Raw genomic sequence first — 25,322 nt, 5'->3', positions numbered from 1 at the left:
AAATAGCTGTTTTTGTTCAAAATTTGGAGTATATCTTGAATGTCTGATTCATACTGGCTACACTCATTATTGATTTCGATTATCATTTTTAGCGATAAAAACATTGATAAAAGTGACAATTAAATAGAATACAGTTCCAAAAAACATACCGTTTAACAAGCTGATAACCAACATCTTACTTATTAAGACTACATAATAAGACGCCGCTGTCCCTGGAAACACAGCCATATTGAAAAGACTAATCATAAACGTTAAAGCAAAAAATATTGTGGAGACCCTTTGAAACATTTTTGATTTGAACATAGCCATTTTCATCACTCCTATGTATGATTTAAAAGAAATTTTCTCCTTATGTGTACAATATATTTCATGATCAATACGACATTCATTACACATTTCATGATGCAAATGGATCTATATCATAGCTGTTCCAAAAATGCCAATATGAGTATTCAATCAGCTCCATAGATAAAAAAAGCCCTTCACAGGGGATTTTTTAATTTAAGCAGAAAAACCAACCCTTGCCGTATAACCTCTCCTAGCTTCATCATGACTTGTTGTCACTTCAGATGTAAAATAACCAACAACACTTATGACACTGATCATCACGAACACTACCGATAAAGTTCTAAATTTCATATAGACAGTCCCTCTGCTTTACTTGAACTTGAAAATAAAGAATTTTTTCACAAAACAGCATCACCTTGTCTTTATCTACCATTTTATGATAACATTTTGCGGCATCTTTTGCTAAGTCTTCAAGGTCAGGATACATGGATTTCCTCTCTAACCATTCTGAAATTTTTTCTAGTTGTTCAAAATTAGGGTCTAAAATTCGATTGAAATGCTCGTACCCCTGCTCTTGAAATGCTCGGATCGAGTCATTAAAGTGAACAATATTATCAAGCATCGATTTGATTTCTTCTTTATACGCCTCGACATCAAGTACATTAAATCTTTGAATATGATAATACCATTCATTGATAAGCCGACATGAGATGAAAGTACTTTCTCCATCAGCCCTTTTCCCTATAATGACATATTTTATGAATTTTTTCGACACCAAAAACAAACTGCAAAAAACCCCTTGCAAAGGGGCTAAACCATAAAAAGTAGTGTCTATTATCTTTATTCATACACAAGAACCCAGTATTCCGCCCCTGGTTCTCCTTCTTCTACCACTGCCTTCCATCCTCTTTTTTGATAGAACGACAAAGCCTTGTGATTTTCAGAAACACATTTGAGGGTGACCGGTGTTCCCAGTACTTCTACAGCATGTTTAAGTAAAAGATCTCCAGCCCCTTGACCAGCTCCATCTGGATGGACAAACAAAAGATGAATAAAACGATCTGGTACGTAAAGTGAGATGAAACCAAGGATTTTATTGTTTTTCTCGACTAAAAAGATTTGTTCCTCTTTCGTATCCTGATCAAAATCATGCTGGTGTATTTCTTCCGTATGGAGCCAGTGAAAACTTTGCCGGCGGGATTCGAAATAAATGTCTCTTAATTGAGGATAGTCGATCGTGTTTGCTTCGCGAATAAGGATGAAAATCCCTCCAGTTTCAAGCATCTTTTATAATAATTCGCTGGTGCCAGCTGAATAGCAAATTATGAGCTGGATACCTCTTCACGTTTTTTTCCTAACTTCATAGATAACTGAACACCAATCATCAGCATCACGATGGCGAGCATTGCGAAAATAGCAGCTTGAAAATGTCCGCTGATATCGAAAATCAAACCGATTAAAAATGGACCAAATCCTCCCATGATGTACCCGCCCATCTGTGACATCGCTGACCATGTACCGGCTTCTTCTGGCGTACGCGTTTCAATAATAGGCAACATAAGCGCCAAAGGAAATAATCCACCTGCTCCAATCCCTAGAAAAATAACAGCTGGCAGGATCGGCATTGGCAATAGAAGGAATATGAGGCCAATCAGCTCTGACAAACTGCATAAGATCAGAAATAATTTCGGCTTTCCTAGACGATTGACGATGTTTGGAACGAGTAATGCCACCGGAATCTGAATGAGTGTAAATATCGTAAGCAGCATGGCGGCATACTGCGGACTATTCCCAAAATCAAGCGCAATGGGTGAAATCCACGCTGTTAACGAATAGAACATGCTTGACATAAAGCCAAAGAACAAAGTAAATTGAATGGCTTTTTTGTTTCGTAGTGGTAATCTCAGCGGCACGTCTGCATGATCCGCTTGTTGGTTTTTACGAGCTAGACCGAGCCATAAAATCAGTGCAATCACGCCTAAAACCGCCCAGCAGGCTAACGCAAATGGAAGGTTATGCTCACTGCGAAGGTAAATCGGAATGGTCAAGCCCGAAGCAAGTGCAGCTCCAACTGTCATCGATATAGAGTACACACTGACAATCCCAGGACTTTTCGGGAAATACTTTTTAATAAAACTAGACAACAATGGTCCGGCAAAACTAATTCCAACTCCTCCTGCAAAAGCAGTCATGAGAAGGATGGTAACCGTTTGACTTGTACCACGCAGTCCAGTCGCAATTGTGATAAGAAAAATCGAGAAAAAAAGAGTTCTCTCTAATCCAAACCGGCGGCTTAGTTTCGTTGCTACAGGGGCAAACACTCCCATGCACAAGACCGGCAAAGTGGTTAAAAGACTTGCCGTGAGTGCACTAACGCCAAGGTCTGATTGAATCATGCTCATCATAGAAGCTACGGATGTAATGATTGGGCGCAAGTTTAATGCAGCTAAAAATAAAGCGGCTAAATAAAATACTTTTTTCATCAATACTCTTCTTCCTCTCTCATCTTGTTGAGGTTACTATGAGTATAAATCCGCTTCATTCATTGATCAATACAATAATTCGTATTATGATGATAGGAAAATACTATCATTTATGAAAGGAAGGCATATGGATACTCGTCACATTACCTATTTTATGGCTGTATTCGATCATTTGCATTTCACAAAGGCTGCAGAGCAGCTAGGTATATCACAGCCTACATTAAGCCAACAGATTCAACTGCTTGAGGCTGAAGTTGGGATGCCGCTTTTTGACCGAATCGGTAAAAAAGTAGTTGCAACTGAAGCTGGTACGCTTCTTTATCAATATGGCATGAAAATGCTTCAGGCTGAACGAGATGCCAAAAATGCTATGAAAGAACTGTTATCTGAACAGCGGGGCACTGTTCGGCTTGCCGTCCTCCCCTCTGATCTTGACTTTCAGCTTGTTCCGCTTTTTGTAGAATTTAAAACGCTGTATCCAGAGATCAACCTAAAGGCTTTTTCGACCATCTTTGTTCGTGACGAGGTGCTCTCACATAAAGTCGATATCGGAATTGGGCTGCGCGGGCCTGCGGATAAACGCCTGATTCAAATTCCACTTGGCGATGAGCCCTACGAATTGTTTGTTCATTCAGACAGTGAACTGGCAAAAAGGCGTGAAGTGACGCTAAAAGAGCTGACAAAACATGCACTGGTCATGTATCCAAAAGGCTATCTAGGAAGAGATTTGGTCGATGACGTATGTAAAGAACACGGTTTTGAATTGGACACGGTCATGGATGTTGGGTCTGCCACTTCATTATTGCAGCTGGTTGAAGCCGGTATCGGCGCCACCATCCAGCCAAGAGGGCTGTTAAAGCAACATTCAGCATGGCCTAATATTGTCTCTATCCCTATTTCTGCTCCTGCTCCTGTTCGGCATCTTGAATTAACGTATTATGCCGATCGATTTGTGACCAAAGCGCAAAAACAGCTATCTGAATGGCTAATAGACTTTTTTAAATCAAGAACAAACTAAAAAGTGAGGGTAACACATGAAGAATGCAAACAGCATATTTACAAGAACAAACCGGGTTGTGATTCGTCAGTTTGATCAGCAGGATATTGAAGCATTTTATCAATACCGATCAAATCCCTCTATTGCCACATTTCAATCCTGGGAAAACTACACGCACGAAGACGCTGAATCATTTGTACAACACCAAATGACGCAACAACCTAATCAACCAGGGACGTGGTTTCAATATGCGATTGCCTTATCTGAATCCAATCAGCTGATAGGAGATTGCGCCATTCATACACTCGGCAGCGAGCCTAGAATCGTTGAAATAGGATTTACACTCGCGCCTGAATTTCAAGGAAAGGGCTATATTCATGAAGCCTTGAATTCAATGATCGAATATATTTTCACTACACTGAACAAGCATAAAATCATTGCCTTTACAGATGTACGAAACGAAAAATCTATTCGAGTGCTGGAACGTTTAGACATGAGACGCGAAGGACATTTGCTACAAAATTATATGTCAAAAGGACATTGGGTCGATGAGTATCAATATGCGATTCTTCAATCCGAGTGGGCCGCGAAGCGTCATTAATCATTTATTTCCTATTCAAAATCCCTAAATAGGCGCTCCACGGTCCTACATCGGTTCGATATCGTTCCGCCATGACCCGAACAATTTGGGAGATATGGGTGAAATCATGGACAACCCACGCAGAAAGTAATTCGCTCACTTGCACGACGCCGAATTCTGGATGGACGCCCTTTTTCTCTAGATCAAGACTTGAATGTGTCATACGCTGAATGTATGCCACATTCTCCATCCGCACATGATGAAACTCCGCTAGTGCTTGTTCTATCTGTCTTTCAGTTTGATTCAAATGGGCGTAGCGGTCAAATGCAGGAAATGGGGTATTCTCTCCATCAGCAAGAATGACATTTAATCGGGGAATCCAGTTGAATTTCTCTGCTTCAATCAAGTGTTCAATGACTTCAACAGGATTCCACGTTCCCTCCCCTTCACGACTGTGAAGCCAATCCTTCGATAAACCTGACAAAAGACTTTCTAATGTACGAGGAGTTCGACTCAACATATCTAAAGCTTCATTCAAATTGAAATTCATATGGCTGCTCCTTTATCAATTTTTCTTGATTCTAATGTTTTTTAATTAGATTGCAACTCATACCTCAAAACAGATAAAGAAGAAAATAAAAGGTGCTTTTGATCAACCTTCTATATACAAATAGAACTTTTCTATAACACTCACCATCCTTTCTTTTTTTATAATAGAAAAAAATGAAATGTGGTGATAGTGATGTCTACAACGATTGGGATTATGGGCGGTATGGGCCCTTTAGCGACGATTGATCTGATGAAAAAAATCATCTCTCATACACCAGCTATTAAAGATCAAGATCATCTCCATGTAATTGCTGATAATTATCCGCAAATCCCTGATAGAACCAATGCCATATTTGGGAAAGGCGAAGATCCTACAGAATATATGATTGCATCAGCTAAAAGATTAGAACGCGCAGGAGCGGACTTTATTCTGATTGCATGCAATACCGCTCACTTCTTTTTAGAAAACGTACAACAATCCACTCATATCCCTATCATGAATATGCCATTAGAAACCGCAAAGCACCTGAACAAACATCACTATACGTCTGTGGGCTTACTATGTACTGATGGCACATTAAAAACCCAGCTCTATCAAAAGGCTTGTGCCCATCACAAGATTGATGTCATGACTCCTAGTGAAAATCTTCAGAAAAACGTGATGAATGGGATTTATGCCGTGAAAGCAGGGAAATTGAGTAAAGGCGAAAGTGAACTGGCGTTAGCTGCAGAAATTTTAATCAATCAAGGAGCAGAAGCCATCATTGCCGGCTGTACAGAAATTCCTTTAGTTCTAAGGTCAACCAAAGCTGTGAAAGTGATTGATCCTACTGTCATTTTGGCGAAAGAAGCTGTAAAATTAGTGTATGAGCTTGAAAAGCTAAACATTTAAAGAACGTCATATAAGGGGATAACATGAATATTGAGAATATAGAAGCGTTTATTTATGTATGCCAGCTAGGCAGTATCAATAAAGCTGCAGAAGCACTGTATTTAACCCAGCCTTCTGTTTCGGCACGTATTCAATCGTTAGAAAAAGAATTAGATCTGAAATTATTTGATAGACAGAGAAATAAATTATCTCTGACGGAAAAAGGTGAACAGTTTTACCCTCATGCCAAAAAGATTCTCCATTCTTATCAAGAAGCAAAGCATAGTCTCAAACAAACGATGATCCCTTATGAATTGACGATTGGATGCGCATCCTCTATTTCCAATAATCTATTGCCTAACATATTGCCCACCCTAAAAGAAAAATACGAAAACCTGAAATTGAAAATTGTAACAGGACATTCAAAGGATGTTGTCCAAAAAGTGATTAACAACCAAGTAGACTTTGGCATTGTCAGGACTGAAACACATCCTCAAATTGAATCAATCCCGATTTTCAGCGATCCAATCGGGCTGTTCGTCCCAACTCATCACCCGCTCGCCAGCCATGGCAACATCAATATGAAAGAACTAGAAGAACAACCTTTTATTTTCTTTGACTATGGGTCATTTGATTGGTTGATGCTCCACCGATTATTTCAAAAAAACAACATCACACCGAACATTTCCATTGAGGTTGATCATATGGAAACTGCAAAAAATTTGGTACTGCAAGGAATGGGACTATCGTTTCTTCCTCATCATTGTGTTAGAAATGAAGTAAAACAAGGAACATTAAAACAAATTTCAATCGATCCATCTATCGATTTCAACATCAATATCGAGTTCATTTATAAAAAAGGAAAATCCAAATCCGTTTTCATTGATCAACTCAAACAGTTTTTTCATGAATTAGATTAAAAAAAGCCCTTTTTGGGGGCTTTTTTGGATTCGTTCTGATTGATCAGCTTTCGTTTGCCAACATGTATGCGGCAGATTCATGCATATCTTTCAATCCTGATCTCTGTGCGTACTCGGCCACAGTGATCGCACTTGTCGTCAGAAGTTCTATTATATGTTCATCCATTCCTGACCAAGTTCTCCCGCCTGCTTTTTCATACGCATGGATAAGTTTCGTTAATCCTTCTTTCCCAAACAGAAGTTGATGCGACAAAAAGTCGGCAGATACATCACCAATCCCCACTTCAGACCAATCAATCACACCGGTAACACATTGATTTTCATCAATCAGAATGTGGCCAGGATGTAAATCTCCATGCTTCACTCCCACAAAAGGCGGCCATAAAGAATCTTTAGCTAGCCATTCTTGCCAACGCTCCCATAAACCGCTGTTAATGGTGTATTGCGATTTGACACGTTCCATTCGCTGTTTCATTGATCCTCTTAATTCATGTGCACTGATCATCTCCACCACACCGATCGTTTTAAAAGGCTGTTGATCTAAGGAATGTACATTCGCTAAAACTCTTCCTAATGATTCATAATAAGCTTGCGGTACATTCGTTTGGTCAAAACTCCACACATAAGATTGCTGTTCCACATCAATACTAGCTGCCGGTACCCCCTCTAATTGTTTATAAGCAATCAGATTTTCTGTAAAGATAGACCACTTAGGAACCTGAAAGTGAACCTGATTACTAATGTAATCTAATGTCTTTTTTTCTTGTAAGGTATGTTTCATTGATTCAGGTCTGCGAGGCATTCTTAATATCCATTGATCACCATGTAAATCTTCGACGTGAGCGACACGGAAATCCACACCTGATTCATTTATTTTGATGGTATTCTCTAAAATCTCTAATCCGTGATGTTTGACTAACTGCTTTAATTCCAGTCTGTTCATATCCATTCCTCCAATTGCTCATTTAGTCATGATCAATAGGCACCAAGAATATCATCACAAAACCCACAAACAGGCTACTTTATGTGGTCAGAGTAAACAAAGCTAGACATATGCCTTTCTTTGCATCATAAAAAACATACAAAAAAAAGACAGATCGATTAGCTGCCTCTTTTCTAGTGAAATTGCATACTTTCCCGCTGAAGATCATTAAAAATGTGCAGACTACCCCGTTTACTCCGTTTGATGAAAACAGAGCCTTTGAACATATGAAATTACTGATTGTTCAAAGTTTTCTGGCGTAATCTTCCTGAATGCATCATCTTTAACCATCCTCCTCTTTATCATATAAATTTACTATACTTTATTTAAATATGACTTTCAATAAGATGACAAAAAGATGGATTTAAAATCATCAAACATCCTTTAAATTACATAAAATGAAATAATTTTATTTTTCTGTGTTATGATGGTTATTGATTCTTCTGTCTAATATAATTTATTAAACTCAAAAACCCGATGTACTATGAATTTTGAGTGTATGAGGGACAATGAGAACAAATCAAATGTAGCTAAGTCATTTTTAAAAGGAGAATGGATATGACTCATTTAGAATTCGCATTCGGCTTGCTTCCAGTAAGTATTTTGATCGCTTCATTAATCGTCACATTGTTTGTACAAAAGGTTTATTTCATGCCAGTTGTGAGCTTTATCATTTTGCTCATTCTGACATTTACACTTTTTAATGTCTCTTTCTTTGGCTGGGCTGTTGTTTACACTTTAGGCTCATTCATTGCTTCATATATAGCATTATTCATTATGAAAATTTTAAATAAAAAGAAATCATAAACTACATTCGAAAAGCCCTGGAAAGGGCTTTTCATCTTTCACTATCGTTCTTTCACTGGATGAATGTCCCCTCCCAAAAAGGCGATATTAGGATCTCCACTATTTTCTAGAAATTCTGCAATTTCTTGCAGCTCTTGATTGATACAGTCATTCCTTGGCATATCTGGGTTTAACAGAAGGTTGGAGTGAATAGCAGTAGCTGTTTCATACAAGACATGTTGATCTTTTATCTGTTTGATGCACTGTTTCATGCGCATGAAGAACCATGCGATCTCTTCAATGTCTTCCATCGGATAATGCGCTATTTTGAAGAGATTCTGCTGACAAAGGTCTCCTCTCTCAAAAATGTGTTCAAGCTCTTCTTTACTGATATATAAATCCGAAGCTTCCTCCCCAATCTCTATTACTTCAACCATAGCGTCGTCAGCTGTATATAACCGCTCAACAAATTCATCGAAACTATCTGCCAGCTTAAAATCTACTTCCAGCTCTAAATCGAAATAGTGAATAGGAGGATGTTCTTTCGTTTCTCGGTAATCCATTGCGATCCATGTATCTTCTTCTCCGCTGATGAAAATAAGTCCCTCGGGCAGCTCCAATTCATCACTTAACTGAGCGCTATTCATAATTCCATCATCTTTGGCGATTCCTCTTAGATGGTCGAATTGAACATGATCCTCTGCCCATGAATTCGGCCGTTCGGTTGGAAAAGCATTACGAACTGTAAAACCACCATTCCATTCTAAAATGAGTTTTTTGTATGTATCAGGTAAAGTGACACCAAGCGTTCCCTCTGCTTCACGAATTTGTTCCTCATCTATCTTTTCTAACGTAAAAGGACTCTCTTCTTCTTTCTCCCAGAATGATTTCAAAGTGGATGCCTCCTCGTATCTATCTGAGATAAGTATAACATTGGCCAACTGTTCATTTGCTCATTCTACTTCATAAAAAAACAGACTCTTAAAGTCTGTTTTAATCTTGTCTATGCGTTTTCAGAAGTTGTATTTCGATCAATCATAGTCGTGTTTCGATATGGTTTTTGTTCCTCCATTGTTGTATTCCGAATTGATTTCGTTTCAATGATTTTTAAAGTTTCTGCTGTTGAAACACTTAACAATACAATGGATACAATGATTAGTAATTTTTTAATAATCATACAGACACTCTCCTTTTTGAATATCATTTTGAGCCTTAAGAGCCTTTCTGTAATATTCGGCAGCTTTTTCAAAGTCCCCTTTTTTTTCATAAAATAACCCGACACTTTGAGCAAATGCTTCCACATAGACATGTAGTTTCTTTTCTTCAAAAATATCAAACACTTCTTTCAAAGCTTGTTCATTAGTATCCATATAAATAGCTTTTAATGCTTTAAATAACAAGACACTTAGCGAATCATTTACCTTTAAGGAATATATAAGTCCATCTTCAACGAGCAGATCCGCTTCATCAGTTTGATTAGACTTGTACAGCGACCAACACAAACTAAATAGAGTGATTGGCTTTATGTCACTTTTTTCCGAAGAAATAACATCTAACACTTCTTTATAATGCTTTATTGCCTCTGTATACTTTGATTGCCTATCATATGTATTGCCAATATTTAATAATGTTTTTGCTACTAAACGTTGATCGTTTGCGCCCACAGCAATTGAATAAGCAGTCTTTAAATGTTGCAACGACTTTTCATATCTCATGAAATCATCATAATTTCCTGCAATGACAATTAGACTTTGAATTTGGCGAACTTTATACTGCTCATGTTCTTTATAAATATCTAGCGCCTTTATGATGTGATGCATAGACACATGCGTTTGCTTCATAATATAGTAGGCCTCAGCCACCTTGAAGTGAAACTCCGCTTGCTCAATATCATCGACAACCAGTGCAAGCTGCCTTTCAGCGATCTTGTAATATTGAATAGCCTGTACATATTCTTTCTTACTAAATTCATGCATTCCTCTAAAAAAAGCATTGTAATATTGCAACATACCCGAAAGTTGATGATTAGAATTCTCAATTTTATCAACCAAATCAGAAACAGAAGGCGATCGTTTTTCTGATGGTTTGATATAATCAAGCATAAGCTGGTGACGAAAGCACATCAATTGATAATAAATGAGTAAATCCTGATCTTCTTCCATCCGTTCAATTTCATGTTCTACCTCAGCTTTCAAAATCTCTGCATCTGGTACACTGAATTGCCGAATCATTTTATACCATTCATTGATTTTCACACCTACATGTGAAGAAAGAACTTTCTCCATCCCTTCCCCCCCTTCCACTGAACTCCCTTATATGACATTTATTATCACATACAAGAATTTACAAAGCACCGAAAAGAAACCGCAAAAAGAACAAATATAGCCTTAGTAAACCTTTGGAACATTTTCATTCTCATCACAAAACAAAAAGGCAGACTCATTTCAGTCTGCCTTCATCTTCTAGATTTTCATGAGAACACCTTTTGTCTTCAGATAATTGGCATTGAATCATTTAACCACTCTTCACAATGTTCAATAAGCCTCCTCATATATTCCACATATTGACCGACATGATAGCCATCACAAACAGCATGATGGACTTGAATGGCGACTGGCAAGATGATTTTTCTTTCTTCCACCTTAAATTTGCCTAACGTAAATATCGGCAGTAAATAAGCTTCATCTGTAGATACATTAAGGTTAAAAGAAGTAAAATCAATCCACGGCAGACTTGAAATATTGAACATGTTTTCTGGCATATGAGGTTTCGGAAATAGGCTGCTGCTTTTGCTGTAAGTGTCCATGTCCGCTACACAGCTTTTATAAAACCGACCAAAGTTTTCGTCATAAGGCGTCCAAATACTTGAAAATGTCTTTGTTTCTTTATTTAAAATCGTATAACTAGGATGGAGAATCTCCCAGTAACCAAGTGCATCGTTCACTTGATCCATCCGAAATTCCGGTATTTTTTGCACAGCTCTTGCTAACAAATAAATTTGCACAGGATATACTTTTAGCCTTTTTTCTTTTAATATTGCATACAATTTCGTGATGTCTAGATCGATCACCAGACTATATGTGCATCGGGTTACCGTCATATAATGATGAAAGTGCTCTTTTCTCGGATAATTTTCATCTATTTGTTTAAACATTTTTTATCTCCTCCTGAATGTAATTGCTTGTATTCAGGAGGAAGCTTTATCTGTTTTTACCACCACAATCATCCTTTCAACCGGTAGGTTATGTTTCTGTCTACCACTACTCTAAGTTATAACGTTTTCATTTTCATTCAATGGCTACCATAAGCAAAGCCTTCAGCAATTCTTCTTAAGTGATCTTGACTAACGTGAACTTTTCTAGTGCTCTATATCTTTCTCAGCTTACAAAGAAGATATAAAAACCCAGTAATTATTAACGATATACTGTATTCACTTCTATCTTTTCTGTAGAAGCTATTTATCCTCCTCTTCTTCTTTAATATTCCCCTCTGGTATTTCTTCGTTTTTAAGAACAAAAAAGATATTCCTTTTTTATATTCTGCGAATGATTTAAATTCTTTGTTAGTCATGTCTTTTCGTAATTAATATGTATATTGTATCATTCTATCCTATAACAAATAACCTATTCACTTCATTTATTTACAAATGATAACATTATTTAGAGAAGGAAGAATATTTCTAACAACTAAAACAATTATTGAATTATTAATTACGTTGAAAGATTAATCTATAAAATATTCCAAAGTAGGAGCTTATTATGGAAAAATCAAGTACTTCCAAAGGGTTAATATTATCAATGGTTGCAGGAATTTCTGTTTTTATATTCTCACCTTTTGCAGAAGCAAATGCATCTAAAGCTTTTGAGAAAGAACAGTTCTATTCTTATTCATTTGTAAAATCTTCTTTTGATCAAGCAAAAGAGCCTACAATAGATGAGATAACACAGTATTGGAGTTTAAATGACGTAGAAACAGAAAAGTTCAAAAAAGCAATTAAAGGAGCTCAATCAAAAACAAATTTAGAAGCTATTACACACGGTAAATTCACATGGGCTATAAAAGCAATAAAAGAAGCTTATGACCAATTACCTACAAAACTGAAAGTAATGATAGGCGGTGTTACAGGGTTAGAAACAATTCTAATAACTATTGAGCATTATACAGGCACTCTTGAACATGGTATTTATTTAGGTACTCTTAAAGTTACTAGAAGTGAAAATGCAGCATGGTGGTTTGCTAAAACCATCATGTTGTTCGTTTTTTAAAATGAACTAAAACACAATGCTGAAACAATAAGGAGGTGCTTGGTTAATGACACAGGAAAATAAAGCATCCAAAAGTTTGTTAATTACTTTACCCATCGCTATTATAGCTGTTGTCTTGATTTTAGGGAAAATTGATACACCTGTAACAAATATTTTATTTTATGTAGTAGCTTTCGGTGTAATGGGTTTAACTGTTTCAAGCTTAGTAAAAGACTACAAAAAAAAGAAAGATTGATTCTGTGCAGAGAGCCACTTTATGTAGCTCCCTGTTTAAGAAAAACAGGTCAACGAACCACCACCTATAAAAAATTTTATTGTTAAATGGTGCACCTGTAAAAGTAGTGAGTGAAAGACTAGGATACAAAAGTATAAAAGTAACGCTTCAAACATATGCTCATGTACTACCTTCAACAAGCCAACAGATAGCTGATATATTTTCAGTGTGGTTTTTATTTTGGTAATGTTACCTTTTTCTTTTTGGTTTTAAAAATACAAAAGCCACTCTCGATTAACTCGAGAGTGGCTCTGTATCAACGACTTTTCATATGCTTCCGACTGGGCTCGAACCAGCGACCTCTCCCCTGTCAAGGTGAATGACCTCATCCGAAGCAAACAGACCTTCCCTGAAAAAGACTGATTTAATAAGGTTCTATGATGTGCGTTTCTGAATAATACTGAAAGGGTTCGTCCCCAATCCGTCCCCATAAAAAAACAGACCATGCAGGGTCTGTTTTAATTTTGCCTATACGTTTTGAGAAGTTGTGTTTCGATCGATCATAGTAGTGTTTCGATCGATTTTTTGTATCGATGTCGTGTTTCGATCAGTTGCAATACTGTTCATTCCTGCAGCTACAACCACCGTAAGAGCAATCATCATAAAACCCTTCTTAAAACTCATACAAACAATCCCCTCTCTGAATTTTGAGTTGTGTTTCTAATACCTTTTGATAAGCAGCTGTTGCTTCTTCAAATTGACCTTGTTTCCCATACTCATCTGCATACACTATATAGCATGCCTCAGCGTAAGCGAAAAGCTGTTTCTGTTCTAGATACTGAAACACTTCGGCCAGCTGCTCCTCATTTATATTATTAACATAAACCGCTTCTAAGAAGTTAAATAGATTTTCATAAAGCTTATTAGGGGCTTCCTTAAGTATATTAGTTCCTTGTTTTAAAGATGCTTCTCCTTCTTTAAGTCTTCCTGCTTTAAATTGCGTACAGCTAATCGCAAAATACAATTTTGTAAGAAGCTCAGAATCATCATCTGCCTTTAGAATAGCCTTCTCAAAATAATTGATTGCTTCATCCCATTGACCGTCTCTATCAAACGTATGGCCAATATTCAAAAATGCTTTAGTTAGGATTTTTTGATCTCCAATTTCCTCTGCTATTTTAATTGCATTCTTTAGATGAGGAATTGATTTATCATGTCGAGCCAAATCATCATAATTTCCTGCTATGACAAATAAACATTGAATTTTTCTTACTTTATACAGATCATATTGATCGTAGATTTCCAGAGCTTTTAAAATATGATGCATCGAAACGTGGGTTTGTTTCATAATATAGTAAGCTTCAGCCACCTTGAAATGAAATTCAGCTTGTTCAATTTCATCTATAACTAGCGTAAGTTGTTTCTCTGCCATTTTATAGTATTGGATGGCCTGTACATATTCTTTTATACTGAACTCGTACATCCCACGAAAAAAAGCGTTGTAATACTGCAGCATGCCGGACAATTTATGATTGGAGTTTTCTATTTTATCAACTAAGTCTGCAATGGATAAAGAGCGTTGATCAGAGGGTTTAATATAATCAAGCATAAGCTGATGACGAAAGCACATCAATTGATAGTAAATCAGTAAATCCTGGTCTTCTTCCATTCGTTCAATTTCTTGTTCTACCTCAGCTTTCAAAATCTCTGCATCTGGAACACTAAATTGACGAATCATTTTATACCATTCATTTATTTTCACACCAACATGTGAAGAAAGAACCTTCTCCATCCCCTTACTCCCCTTCCACAAGATTGCCTTATATTACATTTATTATGACATACAGAAATTTACAAGACACCGAAAAGAAACCGCAAAAAGAACCATTGTACATCAATAAACCTTTGGCACATGTCTTTATCATCACAAAACAAAAAGGCAGACTCATTTCAGTATGCCTTCATCTTCTAGATTTCCATGAGAATACCTTTTGTCTTCAGGTAATTTGCATTGAATCTAGCCTTTTTTCTTTTAATATTGCATACAATTTTGTGATGTCTAGATCGATCACCAGACTATATGAGCATCGGGTTACCGTCATATAATGATGAAAGTGCTCTTTTCTCGGATAATTTTCATCTATTTGTTTAAACATTTTTTATCTCCTCCTGAATGTAATTGCTTGTATTCAGGAGGAAGCTTTATCTGTTTTTACCACCACAATCATCCTTTCAAAAGATATATCATGTTTCTGTCTATTCAAAGACTACCATGAGCTTTGCTTACGTTAAAGCCTGCAACAACTCTTCGTAAGTCATCTTGCCCAACGTGAATTTTTCTAGTGCTATATATGTATTCTCCGCTGAGGTATTCATTCTATTATGACAGTCTTTCACTAGCTCATGTTCATTTGGTAATGGTTCATGTATATGTTCTGTTTTTCGAAATGCTTCATAGTATCTTATCCCAAATATTCTCTGGGACATCGCATTGATGTGAATTCCGTCCGGATTAGGTATAAGGCCTTTCGCAGTAACATAATAACAATTTTCATGATGATTTGCATATTTTTGTAGTACCTCATTGATCAGTTGATATTCCACACATCCTGAGCCAAATGCTGTCTTTCCTAAGAAATCGCCCAAACCACCTATCACAAGCGGAATGTTAGGTACAGATAATTCAGTTCTTAGCTCATGAAATAATCTTCGTATTTTTTCATCGTATTCTTTGTATTTCCCATCTTGGCTGTCACTTTCTCCTTGATGCCATAATATCCCGGCCAATTCGCTATCTTCCTTTGCAAATGTAGCTTCATTTATTGCATGACGAAATAATGCCCCATCTCGTGACCACTCATCAATGGAACTGCCACCTTCGGCACATGGAATAAGACCAATCTTCTCTCTCTCATGCTCTTTACACCAAGCCTCCGCAAAAGAAGCCGCTAGTCCTACGCCAGCTACCGGTCTATCAAAATGGATGGGCTCAGTCATCATTTGCCATCTACCATTTCGCAACATCATGATTCTTTCATTATAAATTGGTGGCACTTCATGCTTAAAGCCTCGACCCGCCATATTAGATTGTCCAATTAGTAAAAATGACTTCATATTTTTCTCCCCCTCTCTTTATTTTTCATATTTTTGTTGAAAGAACAGTAAACAGCAATTACTTAGGGTAAGATCCTGATGCATCTATCAATCAGGTGGATCGGCTATGATCAATCCACTTAAACCATTTTAACAAGAAGAAATCTCTTGTCCATGTTGTCATATGGGCTTACGTTAAACTTGTGAAAAAAACATATTCATGTATAATACAATTGATGTATCATACATGAATTTTAGGAGGGTGACCTTTTTGAAAAGAGAAGATGCCTTAAAACTAAGATCAGATATTAAGAAAATGATTATAATAACTGGGGTTTTTGAATCTCAAAATTTGCCCAATGGACCATTTGAAAAACCTCTACCAACCTCTCAAATGATGGCGTTAGAGGAAATAGAGATGGAAAAATTAACTGTTTGGCAACTATCCAATAAACTTAGATTAGAGACTTCAACTGTAAGTAGATTGGTAGATAAGTTAGTAAAAAAGGGACTTGTTTATCGTGAAGTAAATGAAAAAAACAGAAGAGAACTTTTTCTGCACCTCACAGAAAAAGGCCACATTACTGTTAATCGCTTAAGAGAACAATCCCTTGCATTTTATCAACGTATCCTCAATAATTTATCAGAATCAGAACAAAAAATAGTTGTGGATGGTTTTAAATTATTTATTGATTCTATTTCTAAGTCTTTTGATTAGATTGAGGTAAATCATACCCTTTGGAGGATAAAATGAGTTTGGATTTTGAACGTCCTATTATTGAACTAAAAGAAAAATTTGATGAATTAAAGAAAATGATAGAAGAACATAATGTAGATTTATCATCAGAAATCCATGTATTAGAAAAACGTTTAAATAAAATGCAAGATGAAATTTATTTTAATCTTACACCTTTTCAACGAGTTCAAATTGCAAGGCTATGTAACCGGCCCACGACATTGGATTATATACCATTATTGTTTACAAACTTTTTCGAACTTCATGGTGATCGATTATATGGTGATGATCAAGCAATGATAGGTGGTATTGCAAAATTTAAAGGCATGCCCGTTACGGTTATTGGTCATCAAAGAGGGAGAAGTACAAAGGAAAATATAGAAAGAAATTTTGGAATGGCACATCCAGAAGGATATAGAAAAGCGCTAAGACTGATGAAACAAGCTGATAAATTTAATCGCCCTATTATTACATTTATTGATACAATTGGCGCCTATCCAGGCAAAGGGTCTGAAGAACGTGGAATTTCTGAAGCGATAGCTCGAAATCTATTGGAAATGGCTACACTTAAAGTGCCAATTGTTTGTATTGTAATTGGAGAGGCATCAAGTGGTGGAGCTCTTGGTATTAGTGTCGGTAACCATATCCATATGTTAGAGTATTCATGGTACTCGGTCATTTCGCCAGAAGGAGCAGCATCTATCCTATGGAAGGACGCTAAGTATGCTCCAGAAGCTGCTGAACATATGAAAATTTCAGCAATAGATTTAAAACATTTAGGAATTATTGATGAAATCATTCCTGAAATTAGAGGTGGAGCACAAAATGATATAAAATCACAAGCAAAATTGATTGAATCTGCAATTAAATCATCTCTTAAAAAATTGATACGATTATCCTCGGAAGAGCTTATACAACAGCGATATGAAAAGTATAGACAAATAGAGAATTATAAATGAAAATACTTAAAACCGTATTACATTTCTGAGGATTCTTACTAAAAAGTTCTAAATATTTTGTAAGTAACCTCTTAAACTTGATATGCTGATACTATTAAAAGTGTGTGATCGGTATGGAAAAGGGATTTTTTGATTCTAAAAATACTGAGAAACAATCTGGTGGATAAAATTCGTCCCCAATTCGCCCCCAATCAAAAGAAACAGAACAAACATTTGTTACCGACAATCAAAAAACCCTTGCTAGGCAAGGGTTTCAACGATGATTCCGACTGGGCTCAAACCAGCGACCTCTATCCTGTCAAGGTAGATATATGGCATACTGTGAGTATCACCAATATCCTCTGGTGTTCCTTAGTATTTTTTAAAAACCGAAAAAAATGTTACCTTTTTATACACCTGTTTTAAACTTTATCACCATTAATATATTTCACTAACATAGCTGCTGCGTACATAAAGAATGCAGCGATTAAACCATTCACCATACTTCCAAAAACTACAATCAAAATCTGTCCTGCGTAATCTGTCCATGTCTTATCTGGAAATACAGCAATGTTCCATATACTTATGAGCATATAGAATCCAGTCGCAATGATAAAAGTCCAAACAATTAATTTTGATTTGAGCATTTATTGACAATCCCCCATAATCCATTTTCTTCTATGATAACATGAGTTAATAATTAATCTTCAATCAATTCATCGTGATCCATATTCTTAGCTTCATCTAACTCACGTTCTAATCGCTTCTTATCTTGTTATCCTTTCAAAACGTATATGAGCAATATACAGAGTTGGTTTCTTCATAAGTCGAAAAGCTTTCTACTTTCAAATATCCTTCAAAGCCCAAAGCAGCTTTAACTATATTTTTACTCTTAAACAACATATCTCTTTGAATATCATTATCTTTCATGTTTGAAATATCGTCTATAAACATTGTGTGTAATTCAAATCTATTATTCTCATATTCAAATCTAAGAACCTTCACTTTTAATCCTCCTAATTAATTTTCCTTAATTATACAGGGGATTTAGATTGAATGGAAAGAATATCATAGTTTTAAACGACTGAACGCAAATATGCGTTTTGACATAAGCTGATGTCATTTTAAATGACGGTAGGTATTTATGAGATCCCCACTGTAGGTTAAAACTACTCCCTTTGTAATACTGCACTACTGTGTCAAGTGTCCCGAACAGTTTCTCAACCCTCAAGTTTGAGTTTTGATACTTGTGGCTTGTCCTGCATCGTCAGAAACGATACACCCATCCTTCGTACAGCACTTAATGGCAGCTTTCGCCTTTCAGATACATGTGCAAATAGTGAAGCACAGTGGTATCCTATCCTCATTTATCGCAGCGGCTGAGTCACTACCCTTTTAAGTTTAAAGTGTTAGCACATTCCACGACAGTCTTATCCTTAAAAATGGCATCACTAAAGACAACACCTTGATCTAGGAGTATAGACTAATTCTATTTAGTTAGGTGAGGTAAACTTTACTTGCCTTGTAAAATGCACGACCTATTGAATATAAACTAAATTAAGTTAGAATGGGCTGGTATCACGGGCGTGTACCAACCCATCAGATTAGATAGTGCGCCAACACTTTTCTAATCAGCTAGAAATGACGATCATGAGCAGTAGGAATAGCCCTAATGTGCTCATGATTGTTACAAATAGTAACTCATCTATTAACCTTACATCTAAAAAGAAATTGAATACAATATTATTGAATTCATTGATGATGTAAAGAATGAATTCAAATAAATAAAAAATTAGATAGACAAGTAGCCACTTACATTGATGTGTAGATGGTTTTTTCATGCGTAAATATGCCCTTTTCAAGATGTAAGAAATTAGTAACATATTGAATTAAACAAAGACAAACAGCATGTGATTTAAAATTCATTTATTCTAATTTATGTAAAATTAATTCCTTTCTGTGATATCCTCACTATTGAAAAATGATTAGAAAGGAAGTATTCCAATGAAAAAGTTTTTTGTTAAGATGTTGCTAGTTCTCATATCAGCAGCAGTTTTCATTCCCACAACAGCTACATATGCAGCAGAAAAGATCGAACAGAAAGAAAATTTGGCAGTAACTTTCAATCCTACTGAGCTACAAAAACAACTTGCTTTAAGAGATGTACCATTAGAAAAACAAGAAGCCTTGCTTCAAGCATTTAAAGCTATTGAGAATGCTAACAATGATCCACTTGCTACTACAAATGGCCCTAAAGGTGCGGCTATTAAGGCAGCAATAAAAGTAATTATAGGCTTAGTGAATAACGACTGGGCAAAATGGGTTTTACAGCAACGTTTTGGAAAAGAAGCTGTAAATGGTACTGTCAAAAATGCAAACAAGATCATTAAAGAATTAGAAAAAATTATTGATACTCCAAAAAATGCAGCAAGTAGGGCTCGAAAAGTTGTTTCTGCAGAGCTTAAAAAACATATAGACTCAGGTGTAGCTGATACAATCGGACTTGTTGTTGAATACATTGTTCTCACTGCTGATTTACTCATACTTTAGATAAAAGGATGGTACATATATATGTCACAAAATCAATTCATTCAGTTTCAAAAATCAAATGATTTAGACGATGAAGACGTTCAATTCCTCATTACTCTCTCAGGAGCATTTTGCACCTGTGAAGAAGAAAACAAAAAGGCATATGATATAACAAGGACAGCGTTCATTAGACACTTTGGTGAAGAATTAAACCTTTCAGATATTGAAGGAAATACTAGAGAAGAATATGAAGAGATTATCAATCAATTTCTAAGCAAGAAGGATAAAAAAATCAATGTGGACGAGCTTTTACAATCTTTTTATGATGCAGATATGATGGATGGATTAAAAAAGAAATTCAATTAATGGCCTTGGTTTGAAGGTCTTTTTTATTGCCATCAATTACATATAGGCACCTCTCTTTAGAAATACTTGTGCTCGTTTACGTGGGTTGTCCGGCTTTGTTTTGTGTGTTAGTTCTTCACGTAGAACCGAGTTCATGATGGTGCTTACTTCCTCATCTGACTTAAATTCTGCCAGCTCTTCAATCCACATGACACCGATTGGAAAGTCAGCGTCTTTGATTGATTTGAGCTTGTCAGGATCGTCAGCACCAGCAAAGTAAATCTTGTTCCCTCTTGGCTTGTATATGATTTCTAACCTAGAAGGAACAAACTTGAATAGATGAGAGACACCCAGCGTTACCGTTGCTTGCTTTATCTGTGCAAAAACTGATTTAACAAGCGTATTCTGTACTTTTCTCAAGACCAGAGCGGAAACAGGGTATTCAATGATGTCTGTTACTACCCCAACACCCACACTAAACGATTTACCAGAAGCACGGCCGCCCTTCATAACATAATGAAGATGTTCTTTTGCTCTTCTATATCTCCAAAACTCATGAAATGCCGGTGCCAGCACTTCCGATATTTTAATCATGGTCATCGATATCACCTATATCATCAACAATACGAACGCCAACATTTCCCACCATATCAACTTTATCTGTCCACATAGAATGACGCTTCCCTAACAGCTCAGCTGCTTTTACTCGATCCTTTAGATAAGGGTCTTTATCTTCTAATTGCTGTGCGCCTTCGCCTAAGCCAACAGGTATTTGCTCTGTTTTCTCTCCACGCATGACAGCAGTTAGAAACTCAAGAATCTCGTCCTGTGAAGCTATCCTTTCAGCATCCTTTTCATCCAACCGCTCTTTTATATAGGATTTAATGTCAGGTTTAGTCAGGTTCTCTTGACCGATTGATTTAGCGGTCTTAGAGCTGTACCCTGCTTTCCTAGCGGCTTCTGTAGCATTTCCTAGTTCGATGTAGTAGTCAGCAAAGCGGTTCTGTTTTTCTGTCAGTTTCATCGCATATCACCTTACCCCCTTTAATTTATTCACTCTAAACTGCCGCCGCACTCTACCTTTAAGCCGATGCTTGGTGTAAAGAATTATCGGAAGCAGTTTACAGGGAACAAAAAACACCCCGAAGGGTGCTTAAATTAGTTTGTAAAGTTCTTTAATTGATTTAGCATAGTTGAATTCATGAGCTTCATTACAATCTTTTGAATCAAATTCAATCTTTTCACCGTTTTCAAAAGTAAAAGTCAAATTAGCTTCTCTTCTTCCACTAAAAGTAAGATTTTTTTTAACAATCCTACTCTTATAGAAATCCAAAGCGAATCGTTCCTCTTTTTGTTTGGCAATGAGTAAACCCGATTCTAAGAAGAAATAATGTTCGGCACTATTGATATCGAAGGGGTTTTTAGAATAAATAAATTTAATTTCATCTTCCTCGATAAACTCATAAACTCCTTTAGCCATAATCTCATAATAGTCATAATTTGTGTCTGTTATGAAATTTTGAAAATGATTTTTAAAAATCTCAACATATTCCATTTTTTCACCTCCCACCTTTATATCGGCAGAAAGTAAGTATATGGAACTATTCGCGAAATTTGTCGAACGAAAGCCCCTTCATAAATAGGTGGAAGCGTAAGACAAAAAAAAGCACCTTAAAGGTGCTTCAGCGTGTAGACAAAGTCTACACGCTCAGGCTGTCGAGAAAATCTCGACAGCTTTATTTTTTCCCTTAAATTTTCCACTACCCCATTTTATAATAGAGAAAAGCATACTAAAGGAAGGTGTTTTTCTCATGTTCCACACTAGAAATTCTTCTCAGCACGAAGCCGAATTTGTATTACTAGATCAACTGGTCGAAGAGGATCACCTGCTTCGTAAAATTGATCAGTACATTGATTTTTCATTTATCGTAGATAAAGTAAGACCGTATTATAGCGAGAATAAAGGTCGTCCTTCTCTTGATCCACTTATTTTGTTCAAAATGATGTTTATCGGATACCTGTACGGTATCCGTTCTGAAAGACAACTTGAAAAAGAAATTTACTATAACATGGCGTATAGATGGTTTTTAGGTTTGAACATCAATGACCCCGTTCCTCATCACTCGACCATTAGCTGGAATCGTCGTACTCGATTCAAAGATACAACGATTTTTCAAGACATTTTCGACGAGATTGTGCTTCAAGCTATCAATCATGATATGGTAGGAGGCCGCGTTCTTTTTACTGATTCAACTTATCTTAAAGCCAATGCCAATAAACATAAATATATGAGAAAAACGATTGAACAAGATACCCAGAACTATATAAATGATTTAGAAGAAGCGATCCAAGAAGATCGGGTGGCACACGGAAAAAAGCCCTTAAAGGTAAAAGAGGAGGTGAAAACGGAAAAAGACATTCGTCAAAGTACGACTGATCCTGAAAGTGGCTATCTTTATCGTGAAAACAAACCGGAAGGCTTTTTCTACCTAGACCACCGTACAACGGATATGAAGTACAATATCATCACGGATGCCCACATCACGCCCGGTAATGTCCATGATTCTGTTCCGTATCTTGATCGGTTGGATCACCAAATCGCACGATTTGGTTTTCAAGTAGAAGCTGTTGCCCTTGATTCTGGTTATTTGACGACCCCAATCTGTAAAGGTTTATCTGATCGCCGTATTTTTGGTGTCATCGCACATAGACGTTTTCATCCAACAAGAGGACTATTCGAGAAGTGGAAATTCAAGTATGACTCTGAACACGATCAATACATATGCCCGAATGGTGAAAAGCTTTTATATACCACGACTGATCGAAAAGGTTATAGGTTCTACAAATCAGATCCTAAAAAATGCACATCGTGTCCTTTCCTTGAAAACTGCACAAGATCTAAAAATCATCAAAAAGTCATCTCAAGACATGTGTGGGAGGAACATAAAGAAAAGATCAGGCAAAATCGTCTGTCTGCCGCTGGAAAAGAGCTATATAAAAAAAGAAAAGAAAAAATAGAGCGAAGCTTTGCAGATTCAAAACAACTGCATGGGCTTCGCTACTGCCGGTTGAGGGGAAAACAAAATGTGAGTGAGCAAGTTCTTCTCACAGCTGCCTGTCAGAACATGAAGAAGATTGCCACACATCTAGCGAAGCTAGGTTAGGTGTGTGGGAGGCCTTTTTCATTCAATCTCATCCATCATCATTACGATGAAAATAAAAAAGATTGTAGAAAAACATGAGTTTCTCTACAATCTGAGCGTGTAGACAAAGTCTACACGCTTTTTTGTATAATAAGGGCAATAACACATTTCTGTGGGGGATGAACATGTTATCGAAACGTGAAGAAGAAAGAAGAAATCAATTAGAAGTCGTGGCCTTAGATGAATTAGTGCCTGAAGATCATCTTGTACGAAAAATTGATCAAGCGATCGATTTTGATTTTGTTTATGATCTTGTCAAAGATCATTATAGTTCTGATAACGGTAGACCAAGTGTGGATCCCGTTGTTCTTATTAAAATGGTTTTGATCCAATATCTATTTGGCATTCGTTCTATGCGTCAAACCATTAAAGAAATTGAAACCAATGTTGCTTATCGTTGGTTTATTGGGTATGGGTTTTCAGAGAAAATTCCGCACTTTTCTACCTTCGGTAAGAACTACGTGAGACGCTTTCATGATACAGATTTATTCGAACAAATTTTTTATCGAATCTTAAGAGAAGCGATGAAAAAAGGTCTCGTTGATCCATCTATCGCTTTCATTGACTCAACTCATGTAAAAGCGAACGCCAATAAGAAAAAACTTGAAAAGAAAATTGTTCGAGTAGAAACGAGAAGTTATCAAAATCAGCTTCATGAGGAGATCAATGTTGATCGTGAGGAACATGGAAAAAAGCCGTTACCCCTACAGAATAAAGAAGAGAAAAAAGAAATCAAGGTCAGTACAACTGACCCAGAGAGTGGCTACTATGTAAAGGATGAACGTGAAAAGTTATTTGCTTATTCATTTCATACGGCTTGTGATTCAAAAGGATTTATTTTAGGAACACTGGTCACTGGTGGAAATGTTCATGATAGTCGTATGTTAGATTCACTCGTATCAAAGGTGACAAAGAAAGTCGGAAAACCCAATGTAGTCGCAGTGGATGCTGGATATAAAACACCTTATATCGCCAAGTTTTTAATGGATCAAGAGATAAGACCTGTCATGCCTTACACTCGCCCGAAAACAAAAGCTGGTTACTTGAAAAAGAATGAATACGTATATGACGCACATGTTGATTGTTACATTTGCTCAAACGGGCAAATTCTTTCTTATCGTACAACGACTAGAGAGGGATATAAGCAATATGCGTCCGATTCAGAGGTATGTAAATCCTGCTCGTTTCTAGATAACTGTACACAAAGTCAAAATCACACCAAACAGATTCACCGACATATTTGGCAGGACTACCTAGACGAAGCAGACCATCTGAGACTCACTGAAATGAATAAGAACATCTATGCAAAACGGAAAGAAACGATTGAACGCGTTTTTGCGGATGCAAAAGAAAAGCATGGAATGCGATGGACGAAACTTCGAGGATTGAAAAAAGTTTCGATGCAGGCGATGCTTACTTTCGCTGCCATGAATCTTAAGAAATTAGCAAACTGGACATGGAAAGAGCCATGTCCAGCGTAAAGCGACTGATCAATTTTATCAAAATAAGTGAAAACCCCACTTTTACTTGAAGTAAAGGTGGG

General features: G+C 36.6%; 30 protein-coding genes and 1 pseudogene. 13 read left to right on the top strand and 18 right to left on the bottom strand.

Going from position 1 to position 25,322, the window contains the following annotated elements:
- Window positions 1-628 precede the first annotated feature (628 nt).
- The 3 genes from M2353_RS06185 to M2353_RS06175 all read right to left on the bottom strand — a co-directional run bounded on the left by M2353_RS06185 (window position 629) and on the right by M2353_RS06175 (window position 2,771).
- On the bottom strand, window positions 629-1,063 hold the full coding sequence (locus M2353_RS06185; RefSeq protein ID WP_284725139.1) for a response regulator aspartate phosphatase: 435 nt from the start codon (window positions 1,061-1,063) through the stop codon (window positions 629-631).
- Between the two features lie 65 nt (window positions 1,064-1,128).
- The gene (locus M2353_RS06180; protein ID WP_284725991.1) at window positions 1,129-1,548 is read right to left on the bottom strand and encodes a GNAT family N-acetyltransferase; all 420 of its coding nucleotides are present in this window, start codon (window positions 1,546-1,548) and stop codon (window positions 1,129-1,131) included.
- A 62-nt stretch (window positions 1,549-1,610) separates the two neighbouring features.
- A complete protein-coding gene (locus tag M2353_RS06175) occupies window positions 1,611-2,771 on the bottom strand; it encodes an MFS transporter (RefSeq protein WP_284725138.1) in 1,161 nt (386 codons plus the stop codon).
- 112 nt (window positions 2,772-2,883) lie between these two features.
- Here M2353_RS06175 and M2353_RS06170 point away from each other — a divergent pair, with 112 nt between their 5' ends.
- Together M2353_RS06170 and M2353_RS06165 are read left to right on the top strand one after the other, a co-directional pair.
- On the top strand, window positions 2,884-3,789 hold the full coding sequence (locus M2353_RS06170) for a LysR family transcriptional regulator (RefSeq protein ID WP_342394136.1): 906 nt from the start codon (window positions 2,884-2,886) through the stop codon (window positions 3,787-3,789).
- 16 nt (window positions 3,790-3,805) lie between these two features.
- Window positions 3,806-4,369, top strand: coding sequence for a GNAT family N-acetyltransferase (locus M2353_RS06165; RefSeq protein WP_035700391.1), 564 nt, complete (start codon window positions 3,806-3,808; stop codon window positions 4,367-4,369).
- A gap of 4 nt (window positions 4,370-4,373) precedes the next feature.
- Here the strand turns inward: M2353_RS06165 and M2353_RS06160 are convergent, their stop codons facing one another.
- Complete coding sequence (locus M2353_RS06160; RefSeq protein WP_284725137.1) at window positions 4,374-4,898, bottom strand: DinB family protein; 525 nt, start codon at window positions 4,896-4,898, stop codon at window positions 4,374-4,376.
- A gap of 192 nt (window positions 4,899-5,090) precedes the next feature.
- Here M2353_RS06160 and cuyB point away from each other — a divergent pair, with 192 nt between their 5' ends.
- Together cuyB and M2353_RS06150 are read left to right on the top strand one after the other, a co-directional pair.
- Window positions 5,091-5,789 carry a cysteate racemase gene (gene cuyB / locus M2353_RS06155; protein ID WP_041507435.1) on the top strand — a complete coding sequence of 233 codons (699 nt, stop codon included), beginning with the start codon at window positions 5,091-5,093 and terminating at the stop codon, window positions 5,787-5,789.
- 23 nt (window positions 5,790-5,812) lie between these two features.
- Window positions 5,813-6,688, top strand: coding sequence for a LysR family transcriptional regulator (locus M2353_RS06150; protein ID WP_284725136.1), 876 nt, complete (start codon window positions 5,813-5,815; stop codon window positions 6,686-6,688).
- Between the two features lie 43 nt (window positions 6,689-6,731).
- Here M2353_RS06150 and M2353_RS06145 read toward each other — a convergent pair whose 3' ends face one another.
- Window positions 6,732-7,631: a macrolide 2'-phosphotransferase gene (locus tag M2353_RS06145; RefSeq protein ID WP_284725135.1), complete on the bottom strand. Its 900-nt coding sequence runs from the start codon at window positions 7,629-7,631 to the stop codon at window positions 6,732-6,734.
- A 597-nt stretch (window positions 7,632-8,228) separates the two neighbouring features.
- Here M2353_RS06145 and M2353_RS06140 point away from each other — a divergent pair.
- The gene (locus M2353_RS06140) at window positions 8,229-8,477 is read left to right on the top strand and encodes a DUF2651 family protein (RefSeq protein ID WP_047945576.1); all 249 of its coding nucleotides are present in this window, start codon (window positions 8,229-8,231) and stop codon (window positions 8,475-8,477) included.
- Window positions 8,478-8,518: 41 nt separating this feature from the next.
- Here the strand turns inward: M2353_RS06140 and M2353_RS06135 are convergent, their stop codons facing one another.
- The 4 genes from M2353_RS06135 to catA all read right to left on the bottom strand — a co-directional run bounded on the left by M2353_RS06135 (window position 8,519) and on the right by catA (window position 11,610).
- Complete coding sequence (locus tag M2353_RS06135) at window positions 8,519-9,349, bottom strand: SMI1/KNR4 family protein (protein WP_284725134.1); 831 nt, start codon at window positions 9,347-9,349, stop codon at window positions 8,519-8,521.
- Window positions 9,350-9,459: 110 nt separating this feature from the next.
- The gene (locus M2353_RS06130) at window positions 9,460-9,633 is read right to left on the bottom strand and encodes a RapH phosphatase inhibitor (protein ID WP_284725133.1); all 174 of its coding nucleotides are present in this window, start codon (window positions 9,631-9,633) and stop codon (window positions 9,460-9,462) included.
- On the bottom strand, window positions 9,623-10,741 hold the full coding sequence (locus M2353_RS06125; RefSeq protein WP_284725132.1) for a response regulator aspartate phosphatase: 1,119 nt from the start codon (window positions 10,739-10,741) through the stop codon (window positions 9,623-9,625). Before M2353_RS06125 ends, M2353_RS06130 begins: the two co-directional genes overlap by 11 nt.
- A gap of 206 nt (window positions 10,742-10,947) precedes the next feature.
- A complete protein-coding gene (gene catA, locus M2353_RS06120) occupies window positions 10,948-11,610 on the bottom strand; it encodes a type A chloramphenicol O-acetyltransferase (protein ID WP_284725131.1) in 663 nt (220 codons plus the stop codon).
- Between the two features lie 604 nt (window positions 11,611-12,214).
- On the opposite strand from catA, the gene M2353_RS06115 reads away from it, so the two are divergent.
- The gene (locus M2353_RS06115; protein ID WP_284725130.1) at window positions 12,215-12,721 is read left to right on the top strand and encodes a hypothetical protein; all 507 of its coding nucleotides are present in this window, start codon (window positions 12,215-12,217) and stop codon (window positions 12,719-12,721) included.
- Between the two features lie 46 nt (window positions 12,722-12,767).
- Window positions 12,768-12,956 carry a hypothetical protein gene (locus M2353_RS06110; RefSeq protein ID WP_045035248.1) on the top strand — a complete coding sequence of 63 codons (189 nt, stop codon included), beginning with the start codon at window positions 12,768-12,770 and terminating at the stop codon, window positions 12,954-12,956.
- Window positions 12,957-13,463: 507 nt separating this feature from the next.
- On the opposite strand, the gene M2353_RS06105 is transcribed toward M2353_RS06110, so the two are convergent.
- The 4 genes and pseudogenes from M2353_RS06105 to M2353_RS06090 form a co-directional block, all read right to left on the bottom strand.
- Window positions 13,464-13,619 carry a RapH phosphatase inhibitor gene (locus M2353_RS06105; RefSeq protein WP_152668721.1) on the bottom strand — a complete coding sequence of 52 codons (156 nt, stop codon included), beginning with the start codon at window positions 13,617-13,619 and terminating at the stop codon, window positions 13,464-13,466.
- A complete protein-coding gene (locus M2353_RS06100) occupies window positions 13,609-14,727 on the bottom strand; it encodes a response regulator aspartate phosphatase (RefSeq protein WP_047945569.1) in 1,119 nt (372 codons plus the stop codon). The genes M2353_RS06105 and M2353_RS06100 overlap by 11 nt, the downstream gene beginning before the upstream one ends.
- A gap of 226 nt (window positions 14,728-14,953) precedes the next feature.
- Window positions 14,954-15,091 (bottom strand): annotated as a pseudogene (locus M2353_RS06095) (CatA-like O-acetyltransferase); the annotation flags it as partial.
- A 127-nt stretch (window positions 15,092-15,218) separates the two neighbouring features.
- Window positions 15,219-16,049, bottom strand: a complete 831-nt coding sequence (locus tag M2353_RS06090; RefSeq protein ID WP_284725129.1) for a sialate O-acetylesterase — start codon at window positions 16,047-16,049, stop codon at window positions 15,219-15,221.
- Window positions 16,050-16,299: 250 nt separating this feature from the next.
- Here M2353_RS06090 and M2353_RS06085 point away from each other — a divergent pair, with 250 nt between their 5' ends.
- On the top strand, window positions 16,300-16,746 hold the full coding sequence (locus M2353_RS06085; protein ID WP_284725128.1) for a MarR family winged helix-turn-helix transcriptional regulator: 447 nt from the start codon (window positions 16,300-16,302) through the stop codon (window positions 16,744-16,746).
- A gap of 32 nt (window positions 16,747-16,778) precedes the next feature.
- Window positions 16,779-17,723, top strand: a complete 945-nt coding sequence (locus tag M2353_RS06080; RefSeq protein ID WP_284725127.1) for an acetyl-CoA carboxylase carboxyltransferase subunit alpha — start codon at window positions 16,779-16,781, stop codon at window positions 17,721-17,723.
- Window positions 17,724-18,124: 401 nt separating this feature from the next.
- Here M2353_RS06080 and M2353_RS06075 read toward each other — a convergent pair whose 3' ends face one another.
- The gene (locus M2353_RS06075; protein ID WP_284725126.1) at window positions 18,125-18,349 is read right to left on the bottom strand and encodes a hypothetical protein; all 225 of its coding nucleotides are present in this window, start codon (window positions 18,347-18,349) and stop codon (window positions 18,125-18,127) included.
- Between the two features lie 136 nt (window positions 18,350-18,485).
- The gene (locus M2353_RS06070; protein ID WP_056704928.1) at window positions 18,486-18,707 is read right to left on the bottom strand and encodes a hypothetical protein; all 222 of its coding nucleotides are present in this window, start codon (window positions 18,705-18,707) and stop codon (window positions 18,486-18,488) included.
- Window positions 18,708-19,706: 999 nt separating this feature from the next.
- Between M2353_RS06070 and M2353_RS06065 the strand changes: the two genes are divergently transcribed.
- Both M2353_RS06065 and M2353_RS06060 read left to right on the top strand, forming a co-directional pair.
- Entirely contained in the window at window positions 19,707-20,252 is a 546-nt protein-coding gene (locus M2353_RS06065) for a hypothetical protein (RefSeq protein WP_284725125.1), read from the top strand.
- 21 nt (window positions 20,253-20,273) lie between these two features.
- Complete coding sequence (locus tag M2353_RS06060; protein ID WP_284725124.1) at window positions 20,274-20,597, top strand: hypothetical protein; 324 nt, start codon at window positions 20,274-20,276, stop codon at window positions 20,595-20,597.
- 36 nt (window positions 20,598-20,633) lie between these two features.
- Here M2353_RS06060 and M2353_RS06055 read toward each other — a convergent pair whose 3' ends face one another.
- The 3 genes from M2353_RS06055 to M2353_RS06045 all read right to left on the bottom strand — a co-directional run bounded on the left by M2353_RS06055 (window position 20,634) and on the right by M2353_RS06045 (window position 22,131).
- Complete coding sequence (locus M2353_RS06055; protein ID WP_284725123.1) at window positions 20,634-21,170, bottom strand: phage terminase large subunit; 537 nt, start codon at window positions 21,168-21,170, stop codon at window positions 20,634-20,636.
- The gene (locus M2353_RS06050; protein WP_284725122.1) at window positions 21,163-21,600 is read right to left on the bottom strand and encodes a terminase small subunit; all 438 of its coding nucleotides are present in this window, start codon (window positions 21,598-21,600) and stop codon (window positions 21,163-21,165) included. The genes M2353_RS06055 and M2353_RS06050 overlap by 8 nt, the downstream gene beginning before the upstream one ends.
- A 129-nt stretch (window positions 21,601-21,729) precedes the next feature.
- Complete coding sequence (locus M2353_RS06045) at window positions 21,730-22,131, bottom strand: hypothetical protein (RefSeq protein ID WP_181891814.1); 402 nt, start codon at window positions 22,129-22,131, stop codon at window positions 21,730-21,732.
- Between the two features lie 256 nt (window positions 22,132-22,387).
- Between M2353_RS06045 and M2353_RS06040 the strand changes: the two genes are divergently transcribed.
- A complete protein-coding gene (locus M2353_RS06040; protein WP_284725121.1) occupies window positions 22,388-23,740 on the top strand; it encodes an IS1182 family transposase in 1,353 nt (450 codons plus the stop codon).
- Between the two features lie 164 nt (window positions 23,741-23,904).
- On the top strand, window positions 23,905-25,260 hold the full coding sequence (locus M2353_RS06035) for an IS1182 family transposase (protein ID WP_284725120.1): 1,356 nt from the start codon (window positions 23,905-23,907) through the stop codon (window positions 25,258-25,260).
- Window positions 25,261-25,322 lie beyond the last annotated feature (62 nt).

The sequence above is a fragment of the Bacillus aerius genome (genome assembly GCF_029894105.1).
Taxonomy (GTDB): domain Bacteria; phylum Bacillota; class Bacilli; order Bacillales; family Bacillaceae; genus Bacillus; species Bacillus altitudinis.
This window is presented reverse-complemented; position numbering and strand designations above follow the sequence as displayed.

What these genes read in the sequence shown, in the direction of transcription:
- M2353_RS06105 (WP_152668721.1), bottom strand. Translation starts at nt 13,619, where the DNA reads ATGAGTTTTAAGAAGGGTTTTATGATGATTGCTCTTACGGTGGTTGTA.
- M2353_RS06040 (WP_284725121.1), top strand. Translation starts at nt 22,388, where the DNA reads ATGTTCCACACTAGAAATTCTTCTCAGCACGAAGCCGAATTTGTATTA.
- catA (WP_284725131.1), bottom strand. Translation starts at nt 11,610, where the DNA reads ATGTTTAAACAAATAGATGAAAATTATCCGAGAAAAGAGCACTTTCAT.
- M2353_RS06130 (WP_284725133.1), bottom strand. Translation starts at nt 9,633, where the DNA reads ATGATTATTAAAAAATTACTAATCATTGTATCCATTGTATTGTTAAGT.
- M2353_RS06165 (WP_035700391.1), top strand. Translation starts at nt 3,806, where the DNA reads ATGAAGAATGCAAACAGCATATTTACAAGAACAAACCGGGTTGTGATT.
- cuyB (WP_041507435.1), top strand. Translation starts at nt 5,091, where the DNA reads ATGTCTACAACGATTGGGATTATGGGCGGTATGGGCCCTTTAGCGACG.
- M2353_RS06110 (WP_045035248.1), top strand. Translation starts at nt 12,768, where the DNA reads ATGACACAGGAAAATAAAGCATCCAAAAGTTTGTTAATTACTTTACCC.
- M2353_RS06175 (WP_284725138.1), bottom strand. Translation starts at nt 2,771, where the DNA reads ATGAAAAAAGTATTTTATTTAGCCGCTTTATTTTTAGCTGCATTAAAC.
- M2353_RS06100 (WP_047945569.1), bottom strand. Translation starts at nt 14,727, where the DNA reads ATGGAGAAGGTTCTTTCTTCACATGTTGGTGTGAAAATAAATGAATGG.
- M2353_RS06055 (WP_284725123.1), bottom strand. Translation starts at nt 21,170, where the DNA reads ATGATTAAAATATCGGAAGTGCTGGCACCGGCATTTCATGAGTTTTGG.
- M2353_RS06125 (WP_284725132.1), bottom strand. Translation starts at nt 10,741, where the DNA reads ATGGAGAAAGTTCTTTCTTCACATGTAGGTGTGAAAATCAATGAATGG.
- M2353_RS06045 (WP_181891814.1), bottom strand. Translation starts at nt 22,131, where the DNA reads ATGGAATATGTTGAGATTTTTAAAAATCATTTTCAAAATTTCATAACA.
- M2353_RS06115 (WP_284725130.1), top strand. Translation starts at nt 12,215, where the DNA reads ATGGAAAAATCAAGTACTTCCAAAGGGTTAATATTATCAATGGTTGCA.
- M2353_RS06140 (WP_047945576.1), top strand. Translation starts at nt 8,229, where the DNA reads ATGACTCATTTAGAATTCGCATTCGGCTTGCTTCCAGTAAGTATTTTG.
- M2353_RS06065 (WP_284725125.1), top strand. Translation starts at nt 19,707, where the DNA reads ATGAAAAAGTTTTTTGTTAAGATGTTGCTAGTTCTCATATCAGCAGCA.
- M2353_RS06080 (WP_284725127.1), top strand. Translation starts at nt 16,779, where the DNA reads ATGAGTTTGGATTTTGAACGTCCTATTATTGAACTAAAAGAAAAATTT.
- M2353_RS06160 (WP_284725137.1), bottom strand. Translation starts at nt 4,898, where the DNA reads ATGAATTTCAATTTGAATGAAGCTTTAGATATGTTGAGTCGAACTCCT.
- M2353_RS06060 (WP_284725124.1), top strand. Translation starts at nt 20,274, where the DNA reads ATGTCACAAAATCAATTCATTCAGTTTCAAAAATCAAATGATTTAGAC.
- M2353_RS06075 (WP_284725126.1), bottom strand. Translation starts at nt 18,349, where the DNA reads ATGCTCAAATCAAAATTAATTGTTTGGACTTTTATCATTGCGACTGGA.
- M2353_RS06145 (WP_284725135.1), bottom strand. Translation starts at nt 7,631, where the DNA reads ATGAACAGACTGGAATTAAAGCAGTTAGTCAAACATCACGGATTAGAG.
- M2353_RS06150 (WP_284725136.1), top strand. Translation starts at nt 5,813, where the DNA reads ATGAATATTGAGAATATAGAAGCGTTTATTTATGTATGCCAGCTAGGC.
- M2353_RS06050 (WP_284725122.1), bottom strand. Translation starts at nt 21,600, where the DNA reads ATGAAACTGACAGAAAAACAGAACCGCTTTGCTGACTACTACATCGAA.
- M2353_RS06090 (WP_284725129.1), bottom strand. Translation starts at nt 16,049, where the DNA reads ATGAAGTCATTTTTACTAATTGGACAATCTAATATGGCGGGTCGAGGC.
- M2353_RS06035 (WP_284725120.1), top strand. Translation starts at nt 23,905, where the DNA reads ATGTTATCGAAACGTGAAGAAGAAAGAAGAAATCAATTAGAAGTCGTG.
- M2353_RS06170 (WP_342394136.1), top strand. Translation starts at nt 2,884, where the DNA reads ATGAAAGGAAGGCATATGGATACTCGTCACATTACCTATTTTATGGCT.